The sequence below is a fragment of the Tundrisphaera lichenicola genome, from assembly GCF_051175385.1.
In the GTDB taxonomy this organism is placed as follows: domain Bacteria; phylum Planctomycetota; class Planctomycetia; order Isosphaerales; family Isosphaeraceae; genus Tundrisphaera; species Tundrisphaera lichenicola.
In genome coordinates this window covers 6,899,250-6,922,212 of record NZ_CP195106.1, presented here as the reverse complement: position 1 = coordinate 6,922,212, position 22,963 = coordinate 6,899,250, and the positions used below count along the sequence as shown (strand labels likewise).

Sequence of the window (22,963 nt, the reverse complement as noted above, 5' to 3'; positions counted from 1 at the left end):
CCCTCGTGTCTCGTCGACGCCCGATCGCTCGGGAGGTCGCCCGGTTGGTCGCCGTTTCGCTCGCGCTGATTGCCGCCCCGATCCGGGCCGATCAGCCGCCCGCGCGGACGATCGACTTCAACCGGGAGATCCGCCCGATCCTCTCGAACCGCTGCTATGCCTGCCACGGCCCCGACGCCGCCAAGCGGAAAGGCTCTTCGAAGCCATTCCGGCTGGATACCGAGCAAGGGGCCTTCGCCGACCTCGGCGGATATCAGGCCATCGTCAAGGGGAACCCCGACGAGAGCGAGTTGATCATCCGGGTCTCGTCCGACGACCCGACCGAGGTCATGCCCCCGCCCGGGCACGCCTCGAAGCTGGAGAAGGCCGAGATCGAGACCCTGACCGCCTGGGTCCGGCAAGGGGCCCCCTACGCCCGGCACTGGGCCTATCTCAAGCCCGTCCGGCCCGAGTTGCCCGAGGTCAAGCACCCCACCTGGCCGAGGAGTCCGATCGACCGCTTCCTGCTGGCCCGGATGGAGAAGGAAGGGCTGGCCCCCTCGCCCGAGGCCGACCGGAACATCCTGATCCGCCGGCTCTCGCTCGACCTGACCGGCCTCCCGCCGACGGTCGAGGAGGTGAATGACTTCGCCCTCGACAACCGACCCGACGCCTACGAGCGGCTGGTCGACCGTCTCCTGGCCAAGCCGACCTACGGCGAGCACTGGGCGAGGATGTGGCTGGATCTGGCCCGCTACGCCGACTCGGCCGGGTACGCCGACGACCCGGCCCGCGAGATCTGGGCCTATCGCGACTACGTGATCCGGTCGTTCAACGCCAACAAGCCGTTCGACCAGTTGACCTTGGAGCAGATCGCGGGCGACCTCCTGCCCGACCCCTCGGTCGATCAACTGATCGCGACGGCGTTCCACCGGAACACGATGACCAACAATGAGGGCGGGACCAACGACGAGGAGTTCCGGAACGCCGCGATCGTCGACCGTGTCAACACCACGATGGCCGTCTGGATGGGCACGACCATCGCCTGCGCCCAGTGCCACGACCACAAGTTCGACCCGATCTCGCAGGCCGATTTCTTCCGGGTCTTCGCCTTCTTCAACAACACCCAGGACGCCGACAGGACCGACGAGAGCCCCCGGCTCCCGATCGAGTCCGACGACCTCAAGCGCAAGAAGGCCGCCGTCCAGGCCGAGATCGCCGGCCTGGAGCAGATCCTCCGGACCCCGACCGCCGAGACCGCCGCCGGCCAGGCCCGCTGGGAGAAGGCGTTCGACGCCGACCTGGCCTGGCAGGCCCCCAGGCCGTCCGAGGCGTCGACCCGCGAGGGGGCCAAGGTCACGATCCTCGACGATGGCTCGGTCCTGGTCGAGCCCAAGGGCAAGACCGACGTGACCACGCTGACCCTCCCCGTGGAAGGCTCCCCCCTGACGAGCCTCCGGCTGGAGGCGCTCCCGGACGACTCGCTCCCCGAGAAGGGGCCGGGGCACGCGGGCGGGGGGTTCACCGTCACCAAACTCCGGGCCACTCTCCGGGCGCCCACCGACTCGCGACCGTCCGGGCGGTTCGTCCGGGTCGAATTGCCGGGCTCGGGCAAGTTCCTCTCGATCGCCGAGGTCCAGGTCTTCCGCGAATCCGAGAACATCGCCCCCAAGGGGGAGGCCAGCCAGTCCAGCACCGACTTCGACGGCCCCGCCAAACTGGCCATCGACGGCAACACCGACGGCGACTACACCTCGGCCAAATCCACGACCCACACCGCCTCGATGGACAACCCCTGGTGGGAGGTCGACCTCAAATCGAACGGGCCGGTCGACCGCGTGGCGATCTGGAACCGGACCGATAGCGACCTCCAGTCGAGGCTCGACGGGGCGCGGATCGTCCTGCTGGATGAGAAGCGGAATCCGGTCTGGACGCAGTTGATCGAGAAGGCCCCCAAGCTCTCCGCCGAGTTCGCCCCCAGCGGCGATCGCCCGATCGTCTTCGCCGCCGCCTATGCCGACGAGCCGGGGGCCGCCGACGTGATCGCCGAGGGCAAGGGGAAGGGATGGAAGGTCGACGGGCCGTTCGGTCGGCCGCACGCCTTGACGCTGGTGACCGACGCCCCGGTGATCGTCGAGGAGGGCTCGACCCTGGTCGTCGCGATCGAGCAGGAGGCCAAGGAGGCGGGCCGGACGCTCGGCAAGTTCCGGGTCTCGACCTCGAACGACGAGCGGGCCGGCGAGTTCGCCCGGACCCCCTCGGCGGTCCTCGCGATCCTCCGGACTCCCCCCGATCAGAGGACCGACGCCCAGCGGAAGGAGATCGAACGCCACCACCTGGCCGAGGTCGCCCCGGAGCTGAAGCCCCAGCGAGACCGGCTGATGGAGCTGGAGAAGCAACTGGCCGGGATGAAGCCCGAGACCTCGGTGCCGATCCTCCGAGAGCTGGCCAGCGACGCCCGGCGGACCACCAAGATCCAGCTCCGGGGGAATTACATGGTCCTCGGCGATGAGGTCTCCGAGGGGGTGCCCGCGGACATCTTCCCGCTCCCCTCCGACGCCCCTCGCGACCGCCTGGCCCTGGCCCGCTGGCTCGTCGATGACGACAACCCCCTGACCGCCCGGGTGGTCGCCAACCGCTACTGGGAGACGATCTTCGGCGCGGGGCTGGTACCCACCAGCGAGGAATTCGGCTCGCAGGGGGAACCCCCCACCCATCCCGAGTTGCTCGACTGGCTGGCCACCGAACTCGTCCAAGGGGAGTGGGACCTCAAGCGGTTCCTCCGGCTGCTGGTGACCTCGGCCGCCTACCGGCAATCGTCGAAGGTGACGCCCGAGGCCCTGGAACTCGACCCGGCCAACCAGTGGCTCGCCCGGGGGCCGAGGTTCCGCCTGCCCGCCGAGACCGTCCGCGACCAGGCGCTCGCCGTCGCCGGGCTGCTCAGCCCGAAGATGTACGGCCCGCCGGTCCACCCGCCCCAGCCGTCGTCGGGACTGACCGCGGCCTTCGGCGGCAAGATCGACTGGCAGACCAGCGCCGGGGACGATAAGTATCGCCGGGGGATCTACACCACCTGGCGGAGGTCGAACCCTTATCCGTCGATGGCCACCTTCGACGCCCCCAACCGCGAGGTCTGCACCGTCCGGAGGACCCGGACCAACACCCCGCTCCAGGCCCTGGTCACCCTGAACGACCCGGTCTACGTCGAGGCCGCGCAGGCCCTGGCCCGGAGGCTCATCGCCAGCGGCCCGGACCCCACCGCCAGGATTCGCGAGGGGTTCCGGCTCTGCCTCTCCCGGGATCCGAGCGATCGGGAGCTGGCCCGGATCGTCGGACTGTATGAGGATGTGAAGGCCCACTACGCCAGGGATGCCGAGGCCGCCCGGAAGATGGCGACCGAACCGCTCGGCCCCGCGCCCGAGGGGGCCGACCTCGCCGACCTGGCGGCCTGGACCGTCGTGGGCAACGTGTTGTTAAACCTGGATGAGACCCTGATGAACCGCTGAGCCCGGCCCTACGGAGCGATCGATGGCGGAAGAGTCGGTGAGTGATTTGCTCCAGGCGGCCGGGCGCTCCACGACGGAGGCCAGCCCTGAGTTCCTGGCCTGGCTCGGCGAGAAGAAGGTTCCCGGCGAGATCATCGCGCTCTTCGCCGGGTGCGTCGCCGATCGGCAGGAGCGCCGGCCTCGCGTCCATGAGATCTGCGACCTCTACACGGAGGAGGAGATCCAGAAGGAGGCCGCCGAGTCTCCTCGATATCTCAAGGCCGGGCTGTTGGCGATCGGCAGCGGCGTCCTCGGCGATCCGGTGGCGATCGACCTCCGCAAGCAGGTCGGGTCCGTCGGATACATCAGCCACGATGACGTCTGGGGCGACGACGAGGCGAAGATCCGCAAATTCTTCGTCGTGATCGCCCCGTCCCTCGCGGAATTGGTCCGCCGATCCCGCGACGGCGTCCTCCCGAAGGATTATCATCAGGCCAAGAAAAAGAAGTGAAACTGCGCCGAGTGGCCCCCGAGACAGGAGGACGACCGATGAACCCCCGAATCGAACGAGTCCGGAATCTCACGCGTCGCCACTTCTTCCGCGAGAGCCAGGGCGGCCTGGGGGCGATCGCGCTGGCGTCGCTCCTGTCGAAGGATGCCCCGGCGGCCGACATCTCGGCGTCCTCCTCGGTGGTCAACCCCCTGGCCCCGAAGCCCCCGCAGTTCCCGGCCAAGGCGAAGCGGGTGATTTATCTCCACCTGACCGGCTCGCCTCCGCACCTCGACCTCTTCGACTACAAGCCTGAGCTGGTCAAGCACGACGGCGAGCCCTGCCCCGACTCGTTCCTCAAGGGGAAGCAGTTCGCCTTCACCTCGGGCGTCCCCAAGCTCCTGGGGACCCCCCGTAAATTCGCCCGGTATGGCAAGAACGGCGTCTGGATGTCGGACGCCCTGCCTCACTTGCAGACGGTCGCCGACGACCTCTGCGTGATCAACTCGATGTACACCGACCAGTTCAACCATGCCCCGGCCGAGCTCTTGCTCTACACCGGCTCGCCCCGGTCGGGAAGGCCGTCGATGGGGACGTGGGTGACCTACGGGCTGGGGTCCGAGAACGCCAATCTCCCGGGCTTCGTCGTCCTGATCTCCAGCGGCGTGCAGCCCAACGGCGGCAAGAGTTCGTTCGGCAGCGGATTCCTACCGTCGGTCTACCAGGGCGTCCAATGCCGCTCGCAAGGGGACCCGGTCCTCTACGCCTCGGACCCCGCCGGGATGGACCGATCGCTCCGACGGGCCAGCCTCGACGCGCTCCGCGACCTGAACGAGATCCAGGGCAAGGAACTCGGCCACCCCGAGACCGCCACCCGGATCGCCCAGTACGAGCTGGCCTACCGGATGCAGGCGTCGGTCCCCGAGGTGATGGACATCAGCAAGGAGCCCAAGGAAGTCCTCGAAGCCTACGGGGCCGAGCCGGGGGCGTCGAGCTTCGCCAACAACTGCCTGCTCGCCCGGCGACTTGTCGAGGACGGCGTGAGGTTCGTCCAGCTCTTCGACTGGGGCTGGGACTTCCACGGGACCGGCCCCAACGAGGACATCCGCGACGGCCTGACCAAGAAGTGCGCCACGATGGACCGCCCCGCCGCCGCCCTGATCAAGGACCTGAAGCAGAGGGGCCTCCTGGAAGACACCCTGATCGTCTGGGGGGGAGAGTTCGGCCGGACCCCATTCCGGGAAGGCCGGACCTCCACCGGGGGCATCCTCGGCCGGGATCACTTCCCCGACTGCTACACGATGGTCATGGCCGGGGGGGGAGTCAAAGGGGGCTACACCCACGGGGCCTCCGACGAGATGGCCTTCTCCGTCGCCCAGGACCCGGTCCACGTCCACGACCTCCAGGCCACCATCCTCCACCTCCTGGGCCTCGACCACGAGAAGCTGACCTACCGCTTCCAGGGTCGGGATTACCGTCTGACCGATGTGAGCGGGAAAGTGGTCAAGGAGATATTGGCTTGAATCCGATGAGTCAATCGCCCGATCCGTTCATTCGAGGAAGAGGTGGTTGATAGACTCTACACTTAGGGGCAGGTGCCATGATTTCTTGTCCTCGATCGATTCCCATGCAGCCAATGGAAGCCCGCTGGCCAGCGTTCTCTTTGGAGGTGATTTTCTTACCGAGGCGATGACCCGTCTTGCCTCGCGGTCGATCGACAACTCTGCCTTCAGGTAGACATCGAGGAGCTTGTGATGGGCTTGGCAAAGCCAAATTAAGTTGCCGGCGACAGCAAGGCCACCCACTCGGTCCGCAATGATGTGAGCGGCATCGACGTCTCCAAGGCAATGTTGGTTCTGGTCCCAGGCACATCGTCGATCGGGCTGTTTGGACTTCAATGCTCGATTCTGACCATTGCTCACTCTGGAGGGGCCGAGCTCTCGGGGGAAAAGCATCGAATACAGGAAGTCGAGCCGCTTGAACGAAGTCAGAGCTGAATCCGCCAAATCGCTTGAACCATTGATGAGATCCACTTCATTCCAACCATTGTATTTGGGAAGCAAGATGATTGCAGAGAAATGAGCCCTCTTCCAGGGACTCGACTCATCCTTCCGGCTCGATCTGCTGTAAGCTCCGAGGACCTCGGCCATCATTTCTGGCGTGTCCTCACTGTAAATTATGTGTTTTTTCCCGTCTCCGATACCACAGCGGACGAACCCTCCGTTCGCTCTATGACGACGCAGCCAAGCGATCAACTTCCCAGCGATCGGCTCTCGCTGCGACCTGATGTTTGGCATCAGGAATCGGTGGCTAAGCGTCGGGTTGAATATGTCGAATCCAACGAGAATGACCTGGGTTTCTCGGTCCGAGGAGAAACATCGCTCAAGGTAGAAACCGAAGCGGAAATCGACTTTCTGGCCTGGCTTGGCCGGCGTGATGTAATGAAGAATCGGATCGTTAAAATAAATGCCGACATGTGGTGTTTTGCTTTGATTGTAAGGGCCGGATTGGCGGTAGATCATAGGTCGCGCATAGCGATCGGAAAGACCTATAGCGATCTTAGCTCCTATGGTCTCAACCCAGGGCAGGTTGGCTTTATCGCTTCTTGGCACGACCTACCTCACTTCAAATGATCAAGGTCGATCACTATCTAACTCCCCCGATTTAGGGTTCGATCTCGTCGCGTGCGGTGTGACGGACGTACAATACATTTATCGTCCCCTCTTCCGTGATCTCGAAGAGGACGCGGAACCTATTGCTCTTGCGGCGACCGTGATAGAGCTCCCGAATCGGCCGGGGAAACTTGTCGCTCTCTGCGGCGAGTGGGCACAGGAAGGGACGAGTCGCTAGCGTAGCCAAGGCCTTGTCGAGGCCCGAAAGCCATTTTTCTGCCGCAGAGGGCGAGACCTCGTCTCGGAGATATCGAGCTTGCTCCCGGATGTCGGCCGTGGCGGTCCGGGCGAGTTCTACTCGATAGGTCATGAGCCTGGCTTCAAGCCCAGTTCACGTCGAATCTCGGCGAACGCTTCGGCCAGCGGCTGAGTCCGACCGGCCTCAACATCGGCCAATCCCTTGCGGATTCCTTCCAGGGTCTCCGCTTCGTCGCGGATATGGGCTTCGAGGAGTTTGAGGGCCTCGCCCATCACCTCCTCTCCGGTCGCGAATCGACCGCTTCGGATCTGGGAGTCGACGAAGGATTCCCATCCTTCGGGTAATCGGAGATTCATCGGGGATCACCCAGGGGATTTGAGCGAGGTGCGGCCCCGGCGGACGATCCGCCGGGGCCGATTTTATTGCTCAATACTCGCGGTCGACCACGATACCCGGCTGGGGCCAGGGGTAGTGGCCGGTGGCGGCGTCGACCAGCAGGGGGGCGGGTCCGTCGATGACGAGCTTGTCGACGTCGGGGGCGAACTCGTGCTCGCAGTTGAGCATCTCGTCGAAGGTGACGGTCTGGCCGGTGTGGGCGGCCATCCGGCCCATCGAGGTGACCAGGCTGGCCTCGGCGCCTCGCTTGACCTCGTTGTAGGGCTTATCCTCCCGGATCGCGGCGACCAGGTCGTCCCATTCGAGCTGGTAGGGGTTCAGCTCGTCCTTGGGGCCCTGCCAGACGATGTTCTTGCGGGACATGTCCTGCCCCTTGAAGATCCTGCTCCGGGCGGGGGTGTGGCCGCTCTGCGAGATCACCGCCGAGCCCTTGGTCCCGTGGACGAAGCTGGCGAACTCCTGCTTGCAGCCGGTAATGTTCCGGCCTTCGAGCATCAGCTTGGCGCCGTCGTCGAAGCTGTACTCGACCGAGTAGGTGTCGAAGTTCTGGTCGATGCTGTTGTCGCGGTAGGTCCGGGCGCCGGAGGCGGAGGCCTTGGTGGGCCACTCGTTCTTCATCCAGCAACATTCGTCGATATTGTGGATCAGGAAGTCGCTGTAGCAGCCGCCGGAGGCCCAGAGGAAGCCGTGGAACCGCTTGATCTGGTACATCAGCTCGCTGATGCCGTCGGGCTTGGGCTCGACCGGGGTGAATCCGACCGGGCCGGTCTGGCGGTAGGCCCTCATCAGGACGATGTCGCCGATCTCGCCGTCCTGGATCCGCTTGAACAGCTCGCCTCGGACCTCGCAGTGGCGGCACATCAGGCCCACGCCGACCTTGAGGTTCTTCTCGGCGGCCTTCTCGCCCAGGGCGAGCATCCTCCGGGTGGTCGGGCCGTCGACGGTGACGGGCTTCTCCATGAAGGCGTTCAGCCCGCGCTCGATGGCGTAGCTGAACTGGACCCAGCGGAAGGCCGGCGGGGTGGCCATGATGGCGATGTCGCCGGGCTTGAGGCAGTCCATGGCCTGCTTGTAGCCATCGAAGCCGATGAACTTGCGGTCCTCGGGGACGTCGATCTTGTCGCTGTGCTCGTTCTTGATGGCGTCGAAGCTGCCTTCGAGCCGGTCCTTGAAGACGTCGGCCATCGCCACCAGCTTGAGCGGGCCGCCCTTGGCCGACAGGGCGTTGGCGGCGGCGCCGGTCCCCCGGCCTCCGCAACCGATCAGGGCGACGCGGATCGTGTTGTCCTCGCCGGCATGGACCGACGGGATGGCCACGCCCGTCAGGGCCGAGGCCGCGGCCACCTGGCCGGTCGTCTTGAGGAACTCGCGGCGTGAGGCGCCACTCTTCGGCTCGGTCATCGGCTCGGCTCCTGCGGGGAAACGGGTTCGGGAGAGTCATCCGTCGGGTGGGGCGGCCGTCAGACCGACCTTCATCCCAGGTTAAACTTCCGGCGAATCCAAGTCCAGCGTCCCGGCCAACGAGACCGAGGGCGATCCTTCATGCTGGCTGGGGGCATCTCGGCGGTTGGCAGTGTGTGATGTACTCAGCGACCCCGGCCGTTTGGCCCAACTAAAGCACCATTCGTTGACGGACTCTCAGACGGCGAAGAGTTAAGTGGCGCCATTAATCCTTCTTTTGCCCAGATTAAGCCGACTCGTTCGCTTTGCTGGTCGAGCCCGATCGAAGGACGGAGTTGGGCGGTACCGAGATGTATCCGGGCAATTGTGAGGCTGCGAGGATTGGTGTTCGTCTGGTGCGGGTGTCGAGTCGAGATGATCGGAAAATGAAACGAATGACTGTTTCACCAAAGTCACATGCTCGATTCCGTGCGGCGGGTAATAATCCTCGAATCTGACGCCATTGTTCGTGGATATTTTGACATGAGTATTTTTTTGGAATTGTGTTGTGTCGCGTGATCGGGGTAATTGTTCGTGCCCGGTCGCGACGCTATTCGGCCACAATGTTACGATCGATTCCGGAATATTCGTGTAAGTGTGGCTGGAGTAGTTGATTTTTTGAGAAAAATGTTTATGGTATTGTTTTGAACTAATGTTGTTGTTTAATGTGTTAGAGAGAATTAAATGTTTGGCTTATTTAGGTATGTTTTTTCCCTGTGCGTACTCTTCAGCCACCTTTACGCTAAGACACCAGACGGGCCCGCCGCGTATGCGGTGTGGGGTTTCTACTGCCTGAGTGGCTACTTGATTTCCCTGGTTTTGAACGAAAAATATGGATTCGACCGTCAGGGGCTCAAGTCGTTCGCGGTGTCACGGACGCTGCGGCTCCTGCCAGCCTATTACGCGGTCTGCTTGTTGACGGTCGTGGTGTACTCGGCCTTCCCGGATGCGGCACGTACCTTCACACTGAAGCCGGAGATGCCCGGATCAGCAATCAAGTGGTTCCATATCGTCATCCCCGTCTGGTTCCGCAGAGGAGGACTCCTACCCCAGTTCGGTGCGGTACGCATTGAGATCCTATTTTATGCCCTCATGGCACTCGGTCTGGCTCGCTACAAGGGCGTCGCTTGGTTTTGGGGGGGCCTCAGCGCGATAGTCTGCGTTGTGCTCACCGTCGGTTCGGCAAGTTTTTCGACGCGTTATGCGACACCATGGGGTGCCTCGATCGCCTTCGCCGTGGGCGTACTGATCGAACACCATCGCCAATCGCTGCCGTCCTGGAAGTCGCCTTGGGCGATCCTGGCGGCGGCGGTTGTCTGGGGCGGACACATCGTGCTCATCCGCTCCATTGCTCCGGATGAAATTTTCCGATGGGGTCTCTATACGGGACTCGTCGCTTCGGCCGTCTCGATCATCCTCTTACGCGATGTGAATCCGAGGGAAGTCCCAGATTGGCTCGCCAAGGCCGATCAGTCGCTCGGCGACCTGTCGTATCCGATTTATCTGTGTCATTGGACTGTGGCCGTCGTAGCTTCGGTGGTGCTCGGCGGCAAGGGCCGATCATCCCTGACCCAGCTTGCGCTGAGCTTCGTGGCAATTCACATTTTGTCTTGGGTGATCTTCCGCTACGTCGAGACGCCTGGTGACCGGCTGAGGAAGCGCCTCACCGCGCGGGCCACCGTGAAGGATTGCGGGGGAGCTGGTGGCCGTCTCCTGGGACGTGTCCCAGCCTCGTCTCGAGTCGTAACTTAATTGGGCTTGCAATGTTGCCCACCGGCCTCGCCAGCTCGCCATAGCCTCCTGGCCTGAGTCGGTAGCCTCGTTTGCACTGGGTAACTTGCGACATGTACTCTGGAGTCGATTTCCCTGGTCCGACCGCCCAGTCTGGTTGACCCGAATGCTTCCCAGGTGGATGATGAATTCCTTCATTCACGGCGAAGTGGATGTCCCCTCGAGCGCGTCGAGTGCGACTAGACCACCAAGGGATTGAGGCCAAGTGATAAATGCTGACGATCCGCGACCTGGTGAAGATCTACCCCGGCCCGGTGGCGGCGTTGCAGGGGGTCGACCTGGATGTCCCTTCCGGGATGTTCGGCCTGCTGGGCCCGAACGGGGCGGGCAAGACGACCCTGATGCGGGTCCTGGCCGGGCTCCTGGAGCCGACCTCGGGGACGGTCGCCCTCGACGGCGAGGACCTGACCGGCCATCCCGAGCGGATCTGGCCCCGGCTGGGCTATCTCCCGCAGGACTTCGGATTTTATCCGCACCTGACCGGCGAGAAGATGCTGGCCTACCTCCTCAGGCTGAAGGGGGTCCGGGCCCCGGGCGGGATCAAGGCGCTTTGCGGTGAGTTGCTGGAGCGGGTCAACCTGACCTTCGCGGCCAAGCGGCGGGTCAAGGGATACTCGGGCGGGATGAGGCAGAGGCTGGGGATCGCCCAGGCGATCGCGGGCGACCCTCGGTTGCTGATCGTCGACGAGCCGACGGCCGGGCTCGACCCCGAGGAGCGGCTCCGGTTCTATCGGCTCCTCTCCGAGCTGGCGGCCGACCGGACGGTGATCCTCTCGACGCACATCGTCGAGGACGTGGCGGTCCTCTGCCCCCGGTTCGCGGTGATCCGCGCGGGGCGGCTCCGGGCGGTGACCACCCCGGCCGAGGCCCGCAGGGCGCTGGATGGGGCGGTCTTCGAGGGGACCGTCGAGCCCGACGCGTACGAGAGGCTCCGGCGCGAGCGGTGCGTCACCCAGGCGTACCTGGTCGAGGGTCGGAATCGGGTCCGGGTCTTCGAGCCGGGGGGAGATCCGCCCGACGGGTTCGTGCCGGTCCACGCGACCCTGGAGGATGCCTACCTCGTCCTGATGCGAGGCAACGAACTGGTGGGTCGTCCGTCCGATCCCGAAGCGGCCGGGGTGGGGGTGGCCCGATGAATCTCGGCCGACTCTCGGCGGTCTTCGGCCGCGACCTGGCGCACAATTCGCGCCGGGCGATGTTCTACATCTGGCTGGCGCTGGTCATCTTCCTCGCGTGGGGCCTCTCCTCGGGCAAGGTCCGGATCCAGTCGGGCGACTCTTCGGTGGGCGGGACCAAGTCGTTCATCACCTCGGAGTTCGCCGTCGCCCAGATCCTGGTGCTCCTGGCCCCCCTGGTCTATGGCTTCTTCACCGCGGTGATCGCCGGGATGACGGTGATCCACGACGAGGAATGCCGGGTCGGCGAGGTCCTGCACGCGACCCCCCTCCGGCCGGGGGAGTACATCTGGGGCAAGTTCCTGGCGGTCCTGGCGAGCATCGGGGCGATCCTGGGGCTCCATCTGGCGTCGATGATCCTGTTCAACCACGCGATCGGCGGCGGCGACTCCCAGGAGTTTCGCGGCCCGCTTCATCTGACGAATTACCTGAGGCCGGCACTCCTGTTCGCGATGCCCACGCTGGTCTTCTTCGCCGGGGTCTCGTTCGCCATCGGCGAGCGGACCCGGAAGCCGATCCTGGTCTTCTTCCTGCCGGTGGCGGTGTTCCTGGGCTGCATCTTCTTCCTCTGGGACTGGTCCCCCTCGTGGCTCGACCCGCGCATCGACCGCTTCCTGATGCTGATCGACCCGGCGGGGTTCCGCTGGCTCCAGGAGACGCAGTTGAAGGTCGACCGGGGCGTGACGTTCTACAACACCCGGCCGATCCCGATGGACGGGACCATCATCGCCAACCGGCTCCTCTTCCTGGCGATCGGGCTGGGGGCGGTGGCCCTGAGCCATCGCCATTTCGCGGCGAGCCTCCGGGGGATCTCGCGTCGGGCCGAGCGGACCTGGAAGGCTCGGGCCTCGCACCCCGAGGACCGTCGCGAGTCGCTGGCCGTCTCCGACCTGGCCGCCCCCCCGGCCCGCCCGCTGGCGGTCCTGGAAATGACGTCGAGGCGCCCCGGCCTCTTCGCGGGAGCCTGGGCCGTGATGTGGGCCGAGGTTGCCGAGCTTCGGTCGAGCCCCGGCCTCTACCTGTTCGTGCCGCTCCTGATCCTGGAGGCCGTCGGCCCGAATCTCCTGGCCGTGGGGGCCTTCGACACGCCGCTCCTGCTGACCTCGGGTACCTTCGCGGTCCGGACGTTCAGCCCGCTCGTGACGATGACCTGCCTGCTCCTGCTGTTCTACACCGTGGAGTCGCTCTGGCGCGAGCGACAGACCCGACTGGCGGCGATCAGCCTGGCCACGCCGATCCGGACCGGGTCGATCCTGCTGGGCAAGGCGATGGCGAACAGCCTGGTGGGCGTGTCGGTGATCTTCCTGGAGTTCGCCGTTGCGGCGGCCATGCTCCTGTATCAGCGGAAAGTCGGAGTCGAGATCCTCCCGTTCGGCCTGATCTGGGGCGTCTTGCTGGTCCCGACGCTGTTCCTCTGGACCTCGTTCGTGATGGCGACCCTCTCGCTCACCCGGAATCGTTATGCGACCTACGCGATCGCGCTGGGGGTCCTGATCTTCACCGGCTATCGCCAGATCATCGGCGAGATCAACTGGGTGGGGAACTGGCCGCTCTGGGGCGCCGTCCAGTGGAGCGACATCAGCGTCCTGGAGTTCGACCGGGGGGCGCTCGTGCTGAACCGGGTGATGGTCGTCAGCCTGGCGGTCCTCTTCACCGTCCTGACGACCCGCTGGTACGGTCGACGCGACCCCGACGCCACGGGGCTCCTCCAGAGGCTCCGACCGATCGCCCTGCTCCGGGCGGGGCTCTGGCTCCTGCCGGTGGCGGTCATCCCGATCGCGGCGGGCTCGATCCTCTGGGCTCGGGTGGACCGGGGCTATCAGGGAAAGTCGGCCAAGAAACTGATGAAGGATTACTGGCGGAAGAATCTCTCCACCTATAAAGACTGGCCGCTCGCCGAGATCACCGCCGTCGACGTTGCAGTGACGCTCGACCCCGATCGGGGCCGGCTCAAGGTGTCGGGGACGTATGACCTGATCAATAATCAGGAAAAGCCGGTCGCCCAGATCCCGATCACCGGCGGCCTCCACTGGGAGTCGCCGACCTGGACCCTGGACGGCCAGGACTTCAAGCCCGACAACCGGGCGGGGCTCTTCGTCTTCACCCCGCCCTCCCCCCTGCCCCCCGGCGGGACGGCCCGGCTTGGCTTCCGGTTCGAGGGGGCCTACCCTCACGGGATCAGCAAGAATGGAGGCGGCTCGATGGAGTTCATCCTCCCCTCGGGCGTGGTCCTGACCAGCTTCGGGACCAGCTTCGTCCCGGCCATCGGCTTCTCCGAGGATGTCGGGATCGACGACGAGAATAAGTATGAGTCGAAGGAGTACCCGGACGACTACTACCTCGGCCAGACCGACTCGTTCGCCGGCTCACGCCGACCTTACAAGACCAAGGTCGCGATCACCGGCCCGGATCGATTCGCGTATAACTCGGTGGGCCAGCTCACCTCCGACTCGACTAGGGACGGCCTCCGGACCTCGGTCTGGGAGAGCGACCAGCCGGTCAACTTCTTCAACATCGTCGCGGGGGACTGGGAGGTCCGCCGAGGGGACGGGACGGCGGTCTATCACAGCGCGAAGCATCCCTACAACGTCGACGAGATGGTCGAGGCCCTCGATGCCGCCCGGAAGTATTATTCGGAGTGGTTCCACCCGTATCCCTGGAAGGAGCTGAAGCTCAGCGAGTTCCCCGCGCTGGCGGGCTACGCCCAGGGGTTCCCGACCGACATCACCTTCAGCGAGTCGATCGGCTTCCTGACCGAGAGCGACCCCCGGGCGAATGCCGCCTTCATGGTCACCGCCCACGAGTCCGCCCACCAGTGGTGGGGCAACATCGTGGCCCCCGGCAAGGGGCCGGGCGGCAACCTCGTCTCGGAAGGGACCTCGCACTTCTCGACGCTCCTCCTCTTCGATCAGGTCAAGGGGCCTCGGTCCCGGATCGAGTTCGCGAAGAAGATCGAGGACAGCTACGCCAAGTCGCGGAGTTCCGACTCCGAACGGCCGCTGGTCAAGACCGACGGGAGCCGCGACGGCGACCAGGCCGTCACCTACGACAAGACCGGCTTCGTCCTCTGGATGCTCCTGAACCAGATGGGCCGCGACCGGATGCTCGCCGGGATCCGCGACTTCTTCGAGACCTACCACGCCAACCCCGACCACCCGGTCCTGCAAGACCTGCTCGCCTCGCTCCGACCTCACGCCGAGGACCCCGAAGCATTCGACGCCTTCACGCGCCAGTGGTTCTTCGAGGTCGTGATCCCCGAGTACCAACTGGCCGATTTCAAGAAGGTGAAGGAAGGAGACGCCTGGGTGGCGACCGCCCGGATCACGAACGTCGGGACCGGCCGGATGCCCGTCGAGGTCGCCGCAACCCGGGGCGAACGCTTCCCCGAGCCCGACGCCAAACCGAAGCCCGAGCCGTATCAGGAGGCCCGCCAGACCTTGACCTTGGGAGCCGGAGACTCGGCCGAGATCAGGATCCGGGTTGACTTCGAGCCCGAACAACTCGTGGTCGACCCCGACGCCCGGGTCCTGATGCTCAGGAGGAAGTCGGCCGTCGCCCGTTGAACCGATCTTGTCGGTCCCCCACTTTCTGGCTACCTCTCCCTTCGGGAGAGGGCCGGGGTGAGGGTTCCCCATTCGAGCTTCATCTCAGCGATCCGAGAGCTTCCGGAACTCCTTCTCGGTCACGATATCTCGGGAACTCTCCAGTCGGTCGAGGAAGACGATCCCCCGGAGGTGGTCGTCTTCATGCTGGAAGACGCGAGCGACGAAGCCTTCGAACTCGCGATCGACCGAGGAGCCGTCGAGCCTCCGGTAGCGGACCCGGATGGATTGATGACGCGGGACGTTCCCCCGGATCCCGGGGATGCTCAGGCAGCCTTCCCACCCCTTGATGATCTCCTCGGACCGCTCGACGATCTCGGGATTCACGACGACCTCGGGTTCCATCGCCGGGGCTTCGGGATACCGGGCGTTGGGCTTCGAGGCGACGATGAAAAGGCTCACCCCCTCGTAAACCTGGGGGGCGGCAATCCCCACCCCCTCGGCGTCGAGCATCGTCGCCAGCATGTCATGGACCAGCGCCCGGAGGAGGTCGGAGGCCGGCAGGTCTACCGCCCGGGCGGGCTCGCGGAGCACGGGATGGCCGAGCTGGGCAATCTGTCGGATCAGGGGCATGGTCGGGGACTTCCTCGGTCAGTCGAGCCACTCGTCGGCCGGGTCGAACTTCGGGAACACGACGATCAGGACCTTCATCCGCCCGATCGCCCGGTGACGGACCCCGGGCGGGATCATCACGCAGACCCCCGGCCGGACCGGGATGATCTCGTCATCGAGCTGCATTTGTGCGTCATTTTCGCATTCCAGCACGTAATATGTCTCGGTCAGTATCCTGTGGTAATGGAGCTTCGCGTCGGGGGAGATCTCGGTGACGTGGATCGTCGCGGGGAATTCCGGCACGTCGGCGAACGCCCGCCGGGCGAGCCCGCAGGGACAGGGGACGCCGGGGACTTCGGCGAAGTCGACCATCCTCGCGACGGGATTCGGCGATTCGAGCGACCTCGGCCGGAATTGAGAACGATCCACCACGCGTCGACCGCTCACCAGTCGGACAACCCAGGCGAAGAGCATGAGCACCAGGCCGGCCACGAGTCCGGCGAGGAAGCCGAGCACGCCGCAGATAATCAGATGCGCCAGCCAGATCAGGAGCACGTCGAAGTCGGCCGTGGGGCCTTTCGGCGCCTTCGGTCCGACCGTCGAGGCCTGATGGGCCAGATAGGCCCCGCTGACCAGCCCGGCCAGCAGGCCCGCCCCGGCGGTCCCCAGGACCCGGAAGAAGGCCTGCTCGGCGAGGGCCAGGGCGTCGACCCAGCCGGGTCGCTTCTCGAACGCGGGAGGCCGGCCGGTTACCCCGAGAGGCTCGCGCGGGTCGATGTCAGGCATGGGCTTGTCCTCGACTCCGAAGGATCGACCTGGCGGGTCACCTGCGAAGGCCCTTGAAGTGACCCCTCCCGCTCTCGACAATAACCCGTACCTCTCGCCCAGAAAACCCCGAGCCCCTCGAAGAGGATGCCGCCCGCCATGATGCCACGTCTCGTCACACTTCCCCAACTCGGGACACGACTCGTCCTGTCGATCCTCGCCTTATCTTCCGCCGACGCCCAGGATCGCCTCAAGTCGATGCCGGGGTACGAACGCTTCACCGCCAAGAGCAAGGAGATCCCCGGCTCCGTCAAGTTGGGGGCGCTCAGCGTGACCTGGCGGGATGGCGGCAAGGCGTTCGAGTATCGCAAGGATGGCAAGACCTATCGCTACGACATCGCCGCCGGCAAGGCCGAGGAAGCCAAGCCGGGCGGGGACGAGCCGGAGCGTCGCGGTCGTCGAGGGATGGGTGCCGCTCGCGGTCGACAGCTCGCCTCGGTCCCCTCGCCCGACGGGACGCTCAAGGCGTTCTACCGCGATCGGAACCTCTGGATCTCCGACCCCAACGGCCTGATCGAGTCGGCCGTCACCACCGACGGGAGCGAGAAGGACCGGACCAAGTACGGCACGGCCAGCTGGGTCTATGGCGAGGAACTGAACCAGAACACCGCGTTCTGGTGGTCGCCCGACGGAAAGAAGCTGGCCTACTATCGGTTCGACGAGAGCAAGGTGGCCGACTACTTCCTCCAGCTCGACCAGTCCAAGATCCAGGACACGCTCTACACCGAGCCCTACCCCAAGGCGGGCACCCCGAACCCGATCGCCGACCTGTTCGTTTATGATTTGAAGTCGAAGAAGTCGACCAGGCTCGACGTCCGCGAAGGGCGATCGGGCGAGGACGAGGGGGTCGGCTACTACGTCTACAACGTCTCGTGGTCGAAGGACGGCAAAAACCTCATCTTCCACCGGACCAACCGCCATCAGAATATCCTGGAGATCGCCGCCGCCGATCCCGAGACCGGCCAGGCTCGCGTGGTGGCTCGCGAGGAGTGGCCCGACTCCTGGGTCGAGAACAACCCCGAGATGCAGTTCCTCGAAGACGGGAACCGCTTCCTGCTGGCCACCGTCCGGAACGGGTGGAAGAACTACGACCTCTATGACCTCAACGAAGGCAAGAAGCTGGCGGCCGTCACCGCCAACGAGTTCGACGCCGGCCGGATCGTCCGCGTCGATGAGAAGGCGGGCGTCGTCGACTATCTGGCGCACGACGGCGACAACCCGATGAAGCTCCAGCTCCACCGGGTCAAGCTCGACGGCCATGACGATCGTAGGCTGACCGATCCCGCGCTCAATCACTCGGTCGAAGTCGCGCCCGACGGCGAACACTTCATCGACGTCGCCCAGACTCACGACATCCCGCCGACGACCCGGCTGGTCGACGCCGAGGGGAAAGTCCTCGCCACCCTGGCCGAGAGCGATCTGAGCAAGTTCGATGAGCTGGGCTTGAAGAAGGTCGAGCTGCTCCGGTTCAAGGCCGCCGACGGCGAGACCGAGCTGTTCGGCCTGCTCCACAAGCCGTCCGACTTCGACCCCAACAAGAAGTACCCGGTGCTGGTCTCGGTCTACGCCGGGCCGGAGACCAACGGGGCCCGCGAGACCTTCACCACCCCCAACCCGCTGACCGAATTCGGCTTCCTGGTCGCCTCGTTCGACTCGCGGAGCGCCGCCGGTCGCGGGAAGAAGTTCCTCGACGCGATCTACCTGAAGCTGGGGCAAGTCGAGATCGACGACCAGGCGGCCGGGGTGAAGTCGCTCCGAGACCGATCCTATGTTGATGCGGAACGGGTCGGCATCCAGGGGACATCTTACGGCGGATACGCCTCGATCCTCACGCTGCTCCGCCACCCCGACGTCTTCCGGGCCGGTTGTGCGTCGTCCCCCGTGACCGACTATCGGCACTACGACACGATCTACACCGAGCGTTACCTGAGGACCCCGAAGGAGAACCCCGAAGGGTACGACACCGGGAGCGCGGTGGTCCACGCCGACGACCTGAAGGGACGCCTGATGCTCTACTACGGGACGGCCGACGACAACGTCCACCCGTCCAACACCCTGCAACTGGTGAAGGCCCTCCAGAAGGCCGGCAAGAGCTTCGAGTTGCAGGTCGGCCCCGACGCCGGACACTCGGCGATCTCGCGCGACCGGATGATGGAGTTCTTCATCGAGGCACTGGCCCCGGCGAAGGCGGAGTCCACGGCCTCGGCCAACTGAGTTCGCCCACTCCCTCCGGCGATCAAGATGTGATGTTCCGTAGGGTGGGACGAGCGGAGCGAGCCCCACCCTACACCTGCTTCATCATCGATCGGAAACCCGGGCCCAGGACGACCCCAGCTCATTCACTTCCAGCGAACGAACCTTCGCCCCTTCGCTCGTCCTGAGGGCCGGCGACTCTCCTTTTTCGTGACTCCCTCGCCCCTTCGAGATCGTCACTCGACCGTCCTCGCCAAAGACCTCGACCGAGCCGCGATCGACCAGGACGCGGAGCCGGATCGAGCCGCCTCGGCCTTTCAACGGCGCGGTGACGTTCCCGCACGACAGAACTTGTTTCGCCGCGTCATACACGACCGGCGCCCCGGGGACGTCCAGCGTGACCGAGCCCGACGTTCCGACCTCGGCCTCGATCGTCAGGTCGAGCAGGTCCGACTTCAGCCCGTCGAATGGCCTGTCTTCGGGCTTGAGGTCGCTCCAGGTCTTCGAGTGGATCCGGAGCGTTTCCAGCTCGTCGACCGGATTCGCGAACATCCGGACCCCCTCGTCGGTCGGTCTCAGGGTCAGCTCGCAGGGCACGGTCATCTGCTGGTTGAACGGCATCCCGGGGAAGGTGATCCCCTGCCCCCAGCCGATCTGGACCGTCCGTCCTTCGGGCTCGTTGCTGAAGGTCTGCGCCGCGTAGAAGTTGCCGAACCGGGTCCGATGCTTCTTGCTGTCCGCTTCGGGGTTGAAGCGATGCCCGTCGAACCCGCCCAGCAGATACTCGCCGTCGGCCGCGTAGAGCGCCCAGAGGGGGCTCCCGGGTTCCCCCTCGACCTCCAGCTGGACGAAGTCGGGGCACTCGAAGAATCCTTCGATCTTGCTCTCATACGTCCAGGTCTTCAGGTCGGGGGATGAGTGGAACACGATGTCTCGCCTTCCTCCCTCCTCGTCATAGATCGCCATGATCCAACGAGAAGTCGGCTCGTGCCAGAGGAGCCGGGGGTCGCGCCCCTGGTGCTTCACGACCGGGTTTCCCGGGAACTCGGACCAGGTCCGGCCCCGGTCCAGGCTGTAGATGATGCACTCGCCCCGCCCCGTGCTGGTGAAGGCCCCCACCATCGGCGACGACCCTTCGGGGCCGAATCCCGAGGTGTTCTCTCGGTCGATCACCGCGCTCCCGGAGAACGCCCAATCGCCATGGGCCCTGGGATACAGGGCGATCGGCAGCTCGGTCCAGCGGATCAGGTCGGGGCTCACCGCGTGCCCCCAGTGCATGTTCCCCCAGTCCCATCCATAGGGGTTGTGTTGATAGAATAGGTGATACTCGCCATCGAGCCAGACCAGCCCATTCGGGTCGTTCAGCCACCCCCGGCGCGACGTGAAATGGAACTGAGGTCGATCCTTCTCTCGATAGAGCTTTTCCGCGTCGGGGACCTCGTTCGCCTGCGTGATCCGCCCGAGGGCCTCCGACTCGACCGGGAGCCTCGTCTCGATCTTCAAGGCCTTGCCGGCGAAGGGAGTCAGGTCGACGAACGCCAGGAAGTCGGCCTTCTCCTCGGCCAGCTTGATGTCGAAGTCGCGGATCGTCGCGCCATCGACCGCCAGCTTCACCCGTCGCATCGGCGCCTTTTCATCGACCGGGAGATGGAGATATCGGGAATGGACGACCATCTCGCGTGAGGCGGGGGCGACCCCTCGGGGCCGGTCCGACTGCACGATCTGGTCGACGCTGACGTGTCCCCAGCCTCCCTTCCGATGGTCGACGACCCGGAGGACTGCTTCCTTGCCGATCAGGTCGGACACCTCCCAGGACGCCCAGTCGAGTTGTTCGGAGCCGCCCGGCCGATCATTCGGGCCGGTCGCGGTCCGGACCACCGACCCTCCCACCAGGAGGTCCAGGCAGGTCTCGCCGGGGAACTTGCCGCCTCCGATCAGGAAGTTGAGGAACGGCCGCTCGATCCGGAACGGCGGCGAGGTCAGCGTCCCGGTGGAGTCGTCGCCGCCGAGGAACGAGTTGACCAGCCCGTTCCCGACGAACCCGCCGACTGTCATCTGTCCGGGCAAGGCCCCGCGAGCCGGGCCCGTGCCGAAGGCGTTCCCCTCGGCGACCCAGGGTCGGTAGGTCTCCCCTTCGAAGTCGGCGACGACGCGGTCCGGTCGATCTTCGAAGGCCGGAGCCTCCCGGATCATCGAGGCCGAGGACAGCAGGATCAGCGCGGTTAGCCAGGGTCGCGGCATGGCGATTCGTTCCTCCGGGAAGGGTGCCCGGGATCGGTGTGGGTGGCTGGAAATGGTCGGAGAAAGTCGGGTAACGGACGGACCCTCGGGCTGAATATGACCGGGATCGGCAAGGCTCGCAACGGCCCGGTCGGTCGGACGATTGGGTTCGTTTTTCCCGGGAGGAGGTCGAGAGATGCCCGAGGCCGGTCGAGCTTGGGTTCGTTTTTGCCGCGTCGACCGGCCTGGCATGGGTTCGTTTTTCCCGAGTCCTCACGCCCTCGATCAGGGTGTCGACTCGATGGCGGGCCTGGGGGCGGGGCCTTTCCCGGTCGCGCCGGGCGGGGGCTCCTCGGGGACCTTCAACTCGGCCCGGAGCAGGGTGATCTCGCGATGGAGATCGGCCACGACGTCGGCATGCGCCGGGTCGTGGAGCGCGTTTCGGAGTTCCTGAGGGTCGTTCTTGAGATCGAACAACTCCCACTCGTCCATGTCGGGTCCGTAGAAATGCACGAGCTTGAATCGATCGGTAACCACCCCGTAATGCGGCCGGACATGGTGCGGCGCGGGGTATTCGTAATACTCGTAGTAGAACGAGTGACGCCAGTGGGCCGGGTCTTCTCCCTTGAGGAGCGGGACGAGGCTCTGCCCCTGCATGTCGGCGGGGATCGGCAGGCCGGCGACGTCGAGGAACGTCTCGGCGAAGTCGATATTCGAGACCAGCTTCGAATTTACACTGTCGGGCCTGGTGACGCCGGGCCACCGGACCAGCAAGGGGGCCCGGAGCGATTCTTCGAAGATCCAGCGTTTGTCGAACCAGCCGTGCTCGCCCAGGTAGAACCCCTGGTCGGCCGAGTAGACCACGATCGTGTTCTCGGCCAGCCCCTCGTCGTCGAGGTACTGGAGGACCCGCCCGACCGACTCGTCGACCGCCTTGATGCACCCGAGATAGTCGTGCATGTAGCGCTGGTACTTCCAGCGGACGAGGTCCGCCCCTTCCAGGTTGGCCGATCGGAACGCCTCGTTCCGGGGCTCGTAATAGGCGTCCCAGGCCTTCTGCTGCTCGGGGTCCAGGTTGGGCGGGGGGGTGAGCTTGAGGTCCTTGGGGGTCATCGTCTCGGCGATGGTCATGTCCTGGTCGGCCTCGGCCTTGGTCCGTCCGGCATAATCATCGAAGAGGGTCGCGGGCTCGGGGTACTTCCGGTCGGCGTCGTGCCCCAGGTGGCGGAGGGCCGGCAGCCACTCGCGGTGCGGGGCCTTGTGCTGGAGCATCAGGAGGAACGGTTTGGATTTGTCCCGCCCCTTGAGCCAGTCGAGGCCGAAGTCGGTGATCAGGTCGGTGACGTATCCCTTGTGCTGCTCTCGCTTGCCGTTGTGGATCATCGGCGGATTGTAGTAGACCCCCTGCCCCGGCAGGATGTGCCACTCGTCGAATCCGGTGGGGTCCGACCCCAGGTGCCACTTGCCGATCATGGCCGTCTGGTAGCCCGAGCCCTGGAGCATCTTGGGGAAGGTCGGCTGCGATCCGTCGAACCGGCAGTTGGAGTTATTGTAGAAACCGTTGATGTGCGAGTATTTGCCGGTCAGGATCGAAGCCCGGCTCGGCCCGCAGATCGAGTTCGGGACCACGCAGCGGTCGAACCGCATCCCTTCCCGGCCGATCCGGTCGATGTTCGGCGTCTCGACCAGCTTCCGGGGGTCGTTGTAAGCGCTGATGGCCTGATAGGCGTGGTCGTCGCTGAACAGGAAGACGATGTTGGGCCGTTTGGCTTCCCGGGCCACGCCCTCCAGGGTCATCAGGGACGCGAATCCGAGGACGCAACAGGCCAGCCGGATGCTTCGATGCGGGTGCATCATGATTCTGCCCTCAGGTTCCCAGATGCGGATGGAGCGTTCACCATACGCCCCAATCACCGCGCCCGCCATCGTCCGCCGGGCGAAATC

Annotated in this window: 15 protein-coding genes; 7 read left to right on the top strand and 8 right to left on the bottom strand. The window is 65.2% G+C overall.

Going from position 1 to position 22,963, the window contains the following annotated elements; all coding sequences use genetic code 11:
* Window positions 1–5: 5 nt before the first annotated feature.
* The 3 genes from P12x_RS27490 to P12x_RS27480 are packed head-to-tail and all read left to right on the top strand — an operon-like array spanning window position 6 to window position 5,477.
* A complete protein-coding gene (locus P12x_RS27490; RefSeq protein WP_435008221.1) occupies window positions 6–3,485 on the top strand; it encodes a DUF1553 domain-containing protein in 3,480 nt (1,159 codons plus the stop codon).
* A 22-nt stretch (window positions 3,486–3,507) separates the two neighbouring features.
* Window positions 3,508–3,975, top strand: coding sequence for a hypothetical protein (locus P12x_RS27485; protein WP_435008220.1), 468 nt, complete (start codon window positions 3,508–3,510; stop codon window positions 3,973–3,975).
* Window positions 3,976–4,013: 38 nt separating this feature from the next.
* Complete coding sequence (locus tag P12x_RS27480; RefSeq protein ID WP_435008219.1) at window positions 4,014–5,477, top strand: DUF1501 domain-containing protein; 1,464 nt, start codon at window positions 4,014–4,016, stop codon at window positions 5,475–5,477.
* 27 nt (window positions 5,478–5,504) lie between these two features.
* Here the strand turns inward: P12x_RS27480 and P12x_RS27475 are convergent, their stop codons facing one another.
* The 4 genes from P12x_RS27475 to P12x_RS27460 all read right to left on the bottom strand — a co-directional run bounded on the left by P12x_RS27475 (window position 5,505) and on the right by P12x_RS27460 (window position 8,622).
* Window positions 5,505–6,566, bottom strand: a complete 1,062-nt coding sequence (locus P12x_RS27475; protein ID WP_435008218.1) for an HNH endonuclease signature motif containing protein — start codon at window positions 6,564–6,566, stop codon at window positions 5,505–5,507.
* 52 nt (window positions 6,567–6,618) lie between these two features.
* Window positions 6,619–6,936, bottom strand: coding sequence for a type II toxin-antitoxin system RelE/ParE family toxin (locus tag P12x_RS27470; RefSeq protein WP_435008217.1), 318 nt, complete (start codon window positions 6,934–6,936; stop codon window positions 6,619–6,621).
* Window positions 6,933–7,181 (bottom strand): ribbon-helix-helix domain-containing protein, encoded by a 249-nt coding sequence (locus P12x_RS27465; RefSeq protein WP_435008216.1) that lies wholly within the window; start codon window positions 7,179–7,181, stop codon window positions 6,933–6,935. The genes P12x_RS27470 and P12x_RS27465 overlap by 4 nt, the downstream gene beginning before the upstream one ends.
* Window positions 7,182–7,251: 70 nt before the next feature.
* The gene (locus P12x_RS27460) at window positions 7,252–8,622 is read right to left on the bottom strand and encodes a Gfo/Idh/MocA family oxidoreductase (RefSeq protein ID WP_435008215.1); all 1,371 of its coding nucleotides are present in this window, start codon (window positions 8,620–8,622) and stop codon (window positions 7,252–7,254) included.
* A 723-nt stretch (window positions 8,623–9,345) separates the two neighbouring features.
* On the opposite strand from P12x_RS27460, the gene P12x_RS27455 reads away from it, so the two are divergent.
* The 3 genes from P12x_RS27455 (at window position 9,346) to P12x_RS27445 (ending at window position 15,190) form a co-directional block, all read left to right on the top strand.
* Window positions 9,346–10,413: an acyltransferase family protein gene (locus P12x_RS27455; protein WP_435008214.1), complete on the top strand. Its 1,068-nt coding sequence runs from the start codon at window positions 9,346–9,348 to the stop codon at window positions 10,411–10,413.
* Window positions 10,414–10,664: 251 nt separating this feature from the next.
* Window positions 10,665–11,588, top strand: coding sequence for an ABC transporter ATP-binding protein (locus tag P12x_RS27450; RefSeq protein ID WP_435008213.1), 924 nt, complete (start codon window positions 10,665–10,667; stop codon window positions 11,586–11,588).
* A complete protein-coding gene (locus P12x_RS27445) occupies window positions 11,585–15,190 on the top strand; it encodes a M1 family aminopeptidase (RefSeq protein ID WP_435008212.1) in 3,606 nt (1,201 codons plus the stop codon). The genes P12x_RS27450 and P12x_RS27445 overlap by 4 nt, the downstream gene beginning before the upstream one ends.
* An 84-nt stretch (window positions 15,191–15,274) precedes the next feature.
* Here the strand turns inward: P12x_RS27445 and def are convergent, their stop codons facing one another.
* Both def and P12x_RS27435 read right to left on the bottom strand, forming a co-directional pair.
* Complete coding sequence (gene def, locus P12x_RS27440) at window positions 15,275–15,802, bottom strand: peptide deformylase (RefSeq protein WP_435008211.1); 528 nt, start codon at window positions 15,800–15,802, stop codon at window positions 15,275–15,277.
* A gap of 18 nt (window positions 15,803–15,820) precedes the next feature.
* Complete coding sequence (locus P12x_RS27435; RefSeq protein ID WP_435011737.1) at window positions 15,821–16,153, bottom strand: cupin domain-containing protein; 333 nt, start codon at window positions 16,151–16,153, stop codon at window positions 15,821–15,823.
* Between the two features lie 552 nt (window positions 16,154–16,705).
* Here P12x_RS27435 and P12x_RS27430 point away from each other — a divergent pair.
* Window positions 16,706–18,820 carry a DPP IV N-terminal domain-containing protein gene (locus P12x_RS27430; protein WP_435008210.1) on the top strand — a complete coding sequence of 705 codons (2,115 nt, stop codon included), beginning with the start codon at window positions 16,706–16,708 and terminating at the stop codon, window positions 18,818–18,820.
* Window positions 18,821–18,904: 84 nt separating this feature from the next.
* On the opposite strand, the gene P12x_RS27425 is transcribed toward P12x_RS27430, so the two are convergent.
* Both P12x_RS27425 and P12x_RS27420 read right to left on the bottom strand, forming a co-directional pair.
* Window positions 18,905–21,040, bottom strand: a complete 2,136-nt coding sequence (locus P12x_RS27425; protein ID WP_435008209.1) for a GH32 C-terminal domain-containing protein — start codon at window positions 21,038–21,040, stop codon at window positions 18,905–18,907.
* 264 nt (window positions 21,041–21,304) lie between these two features.
* Window positions 21,305–22,873, bottom strand: a complete 1,569-nt coding sequence (locus tag P12x_RS27420) for a sulfatase family protein (RefSeq protein WP_435011736.1) — start codon at window positions 22,871–22,873, stop codon at window positions 21,305–21,307.
* Between the last annotated feature and the right edge of the window lie 90 nt (window positions 22,874–22,963).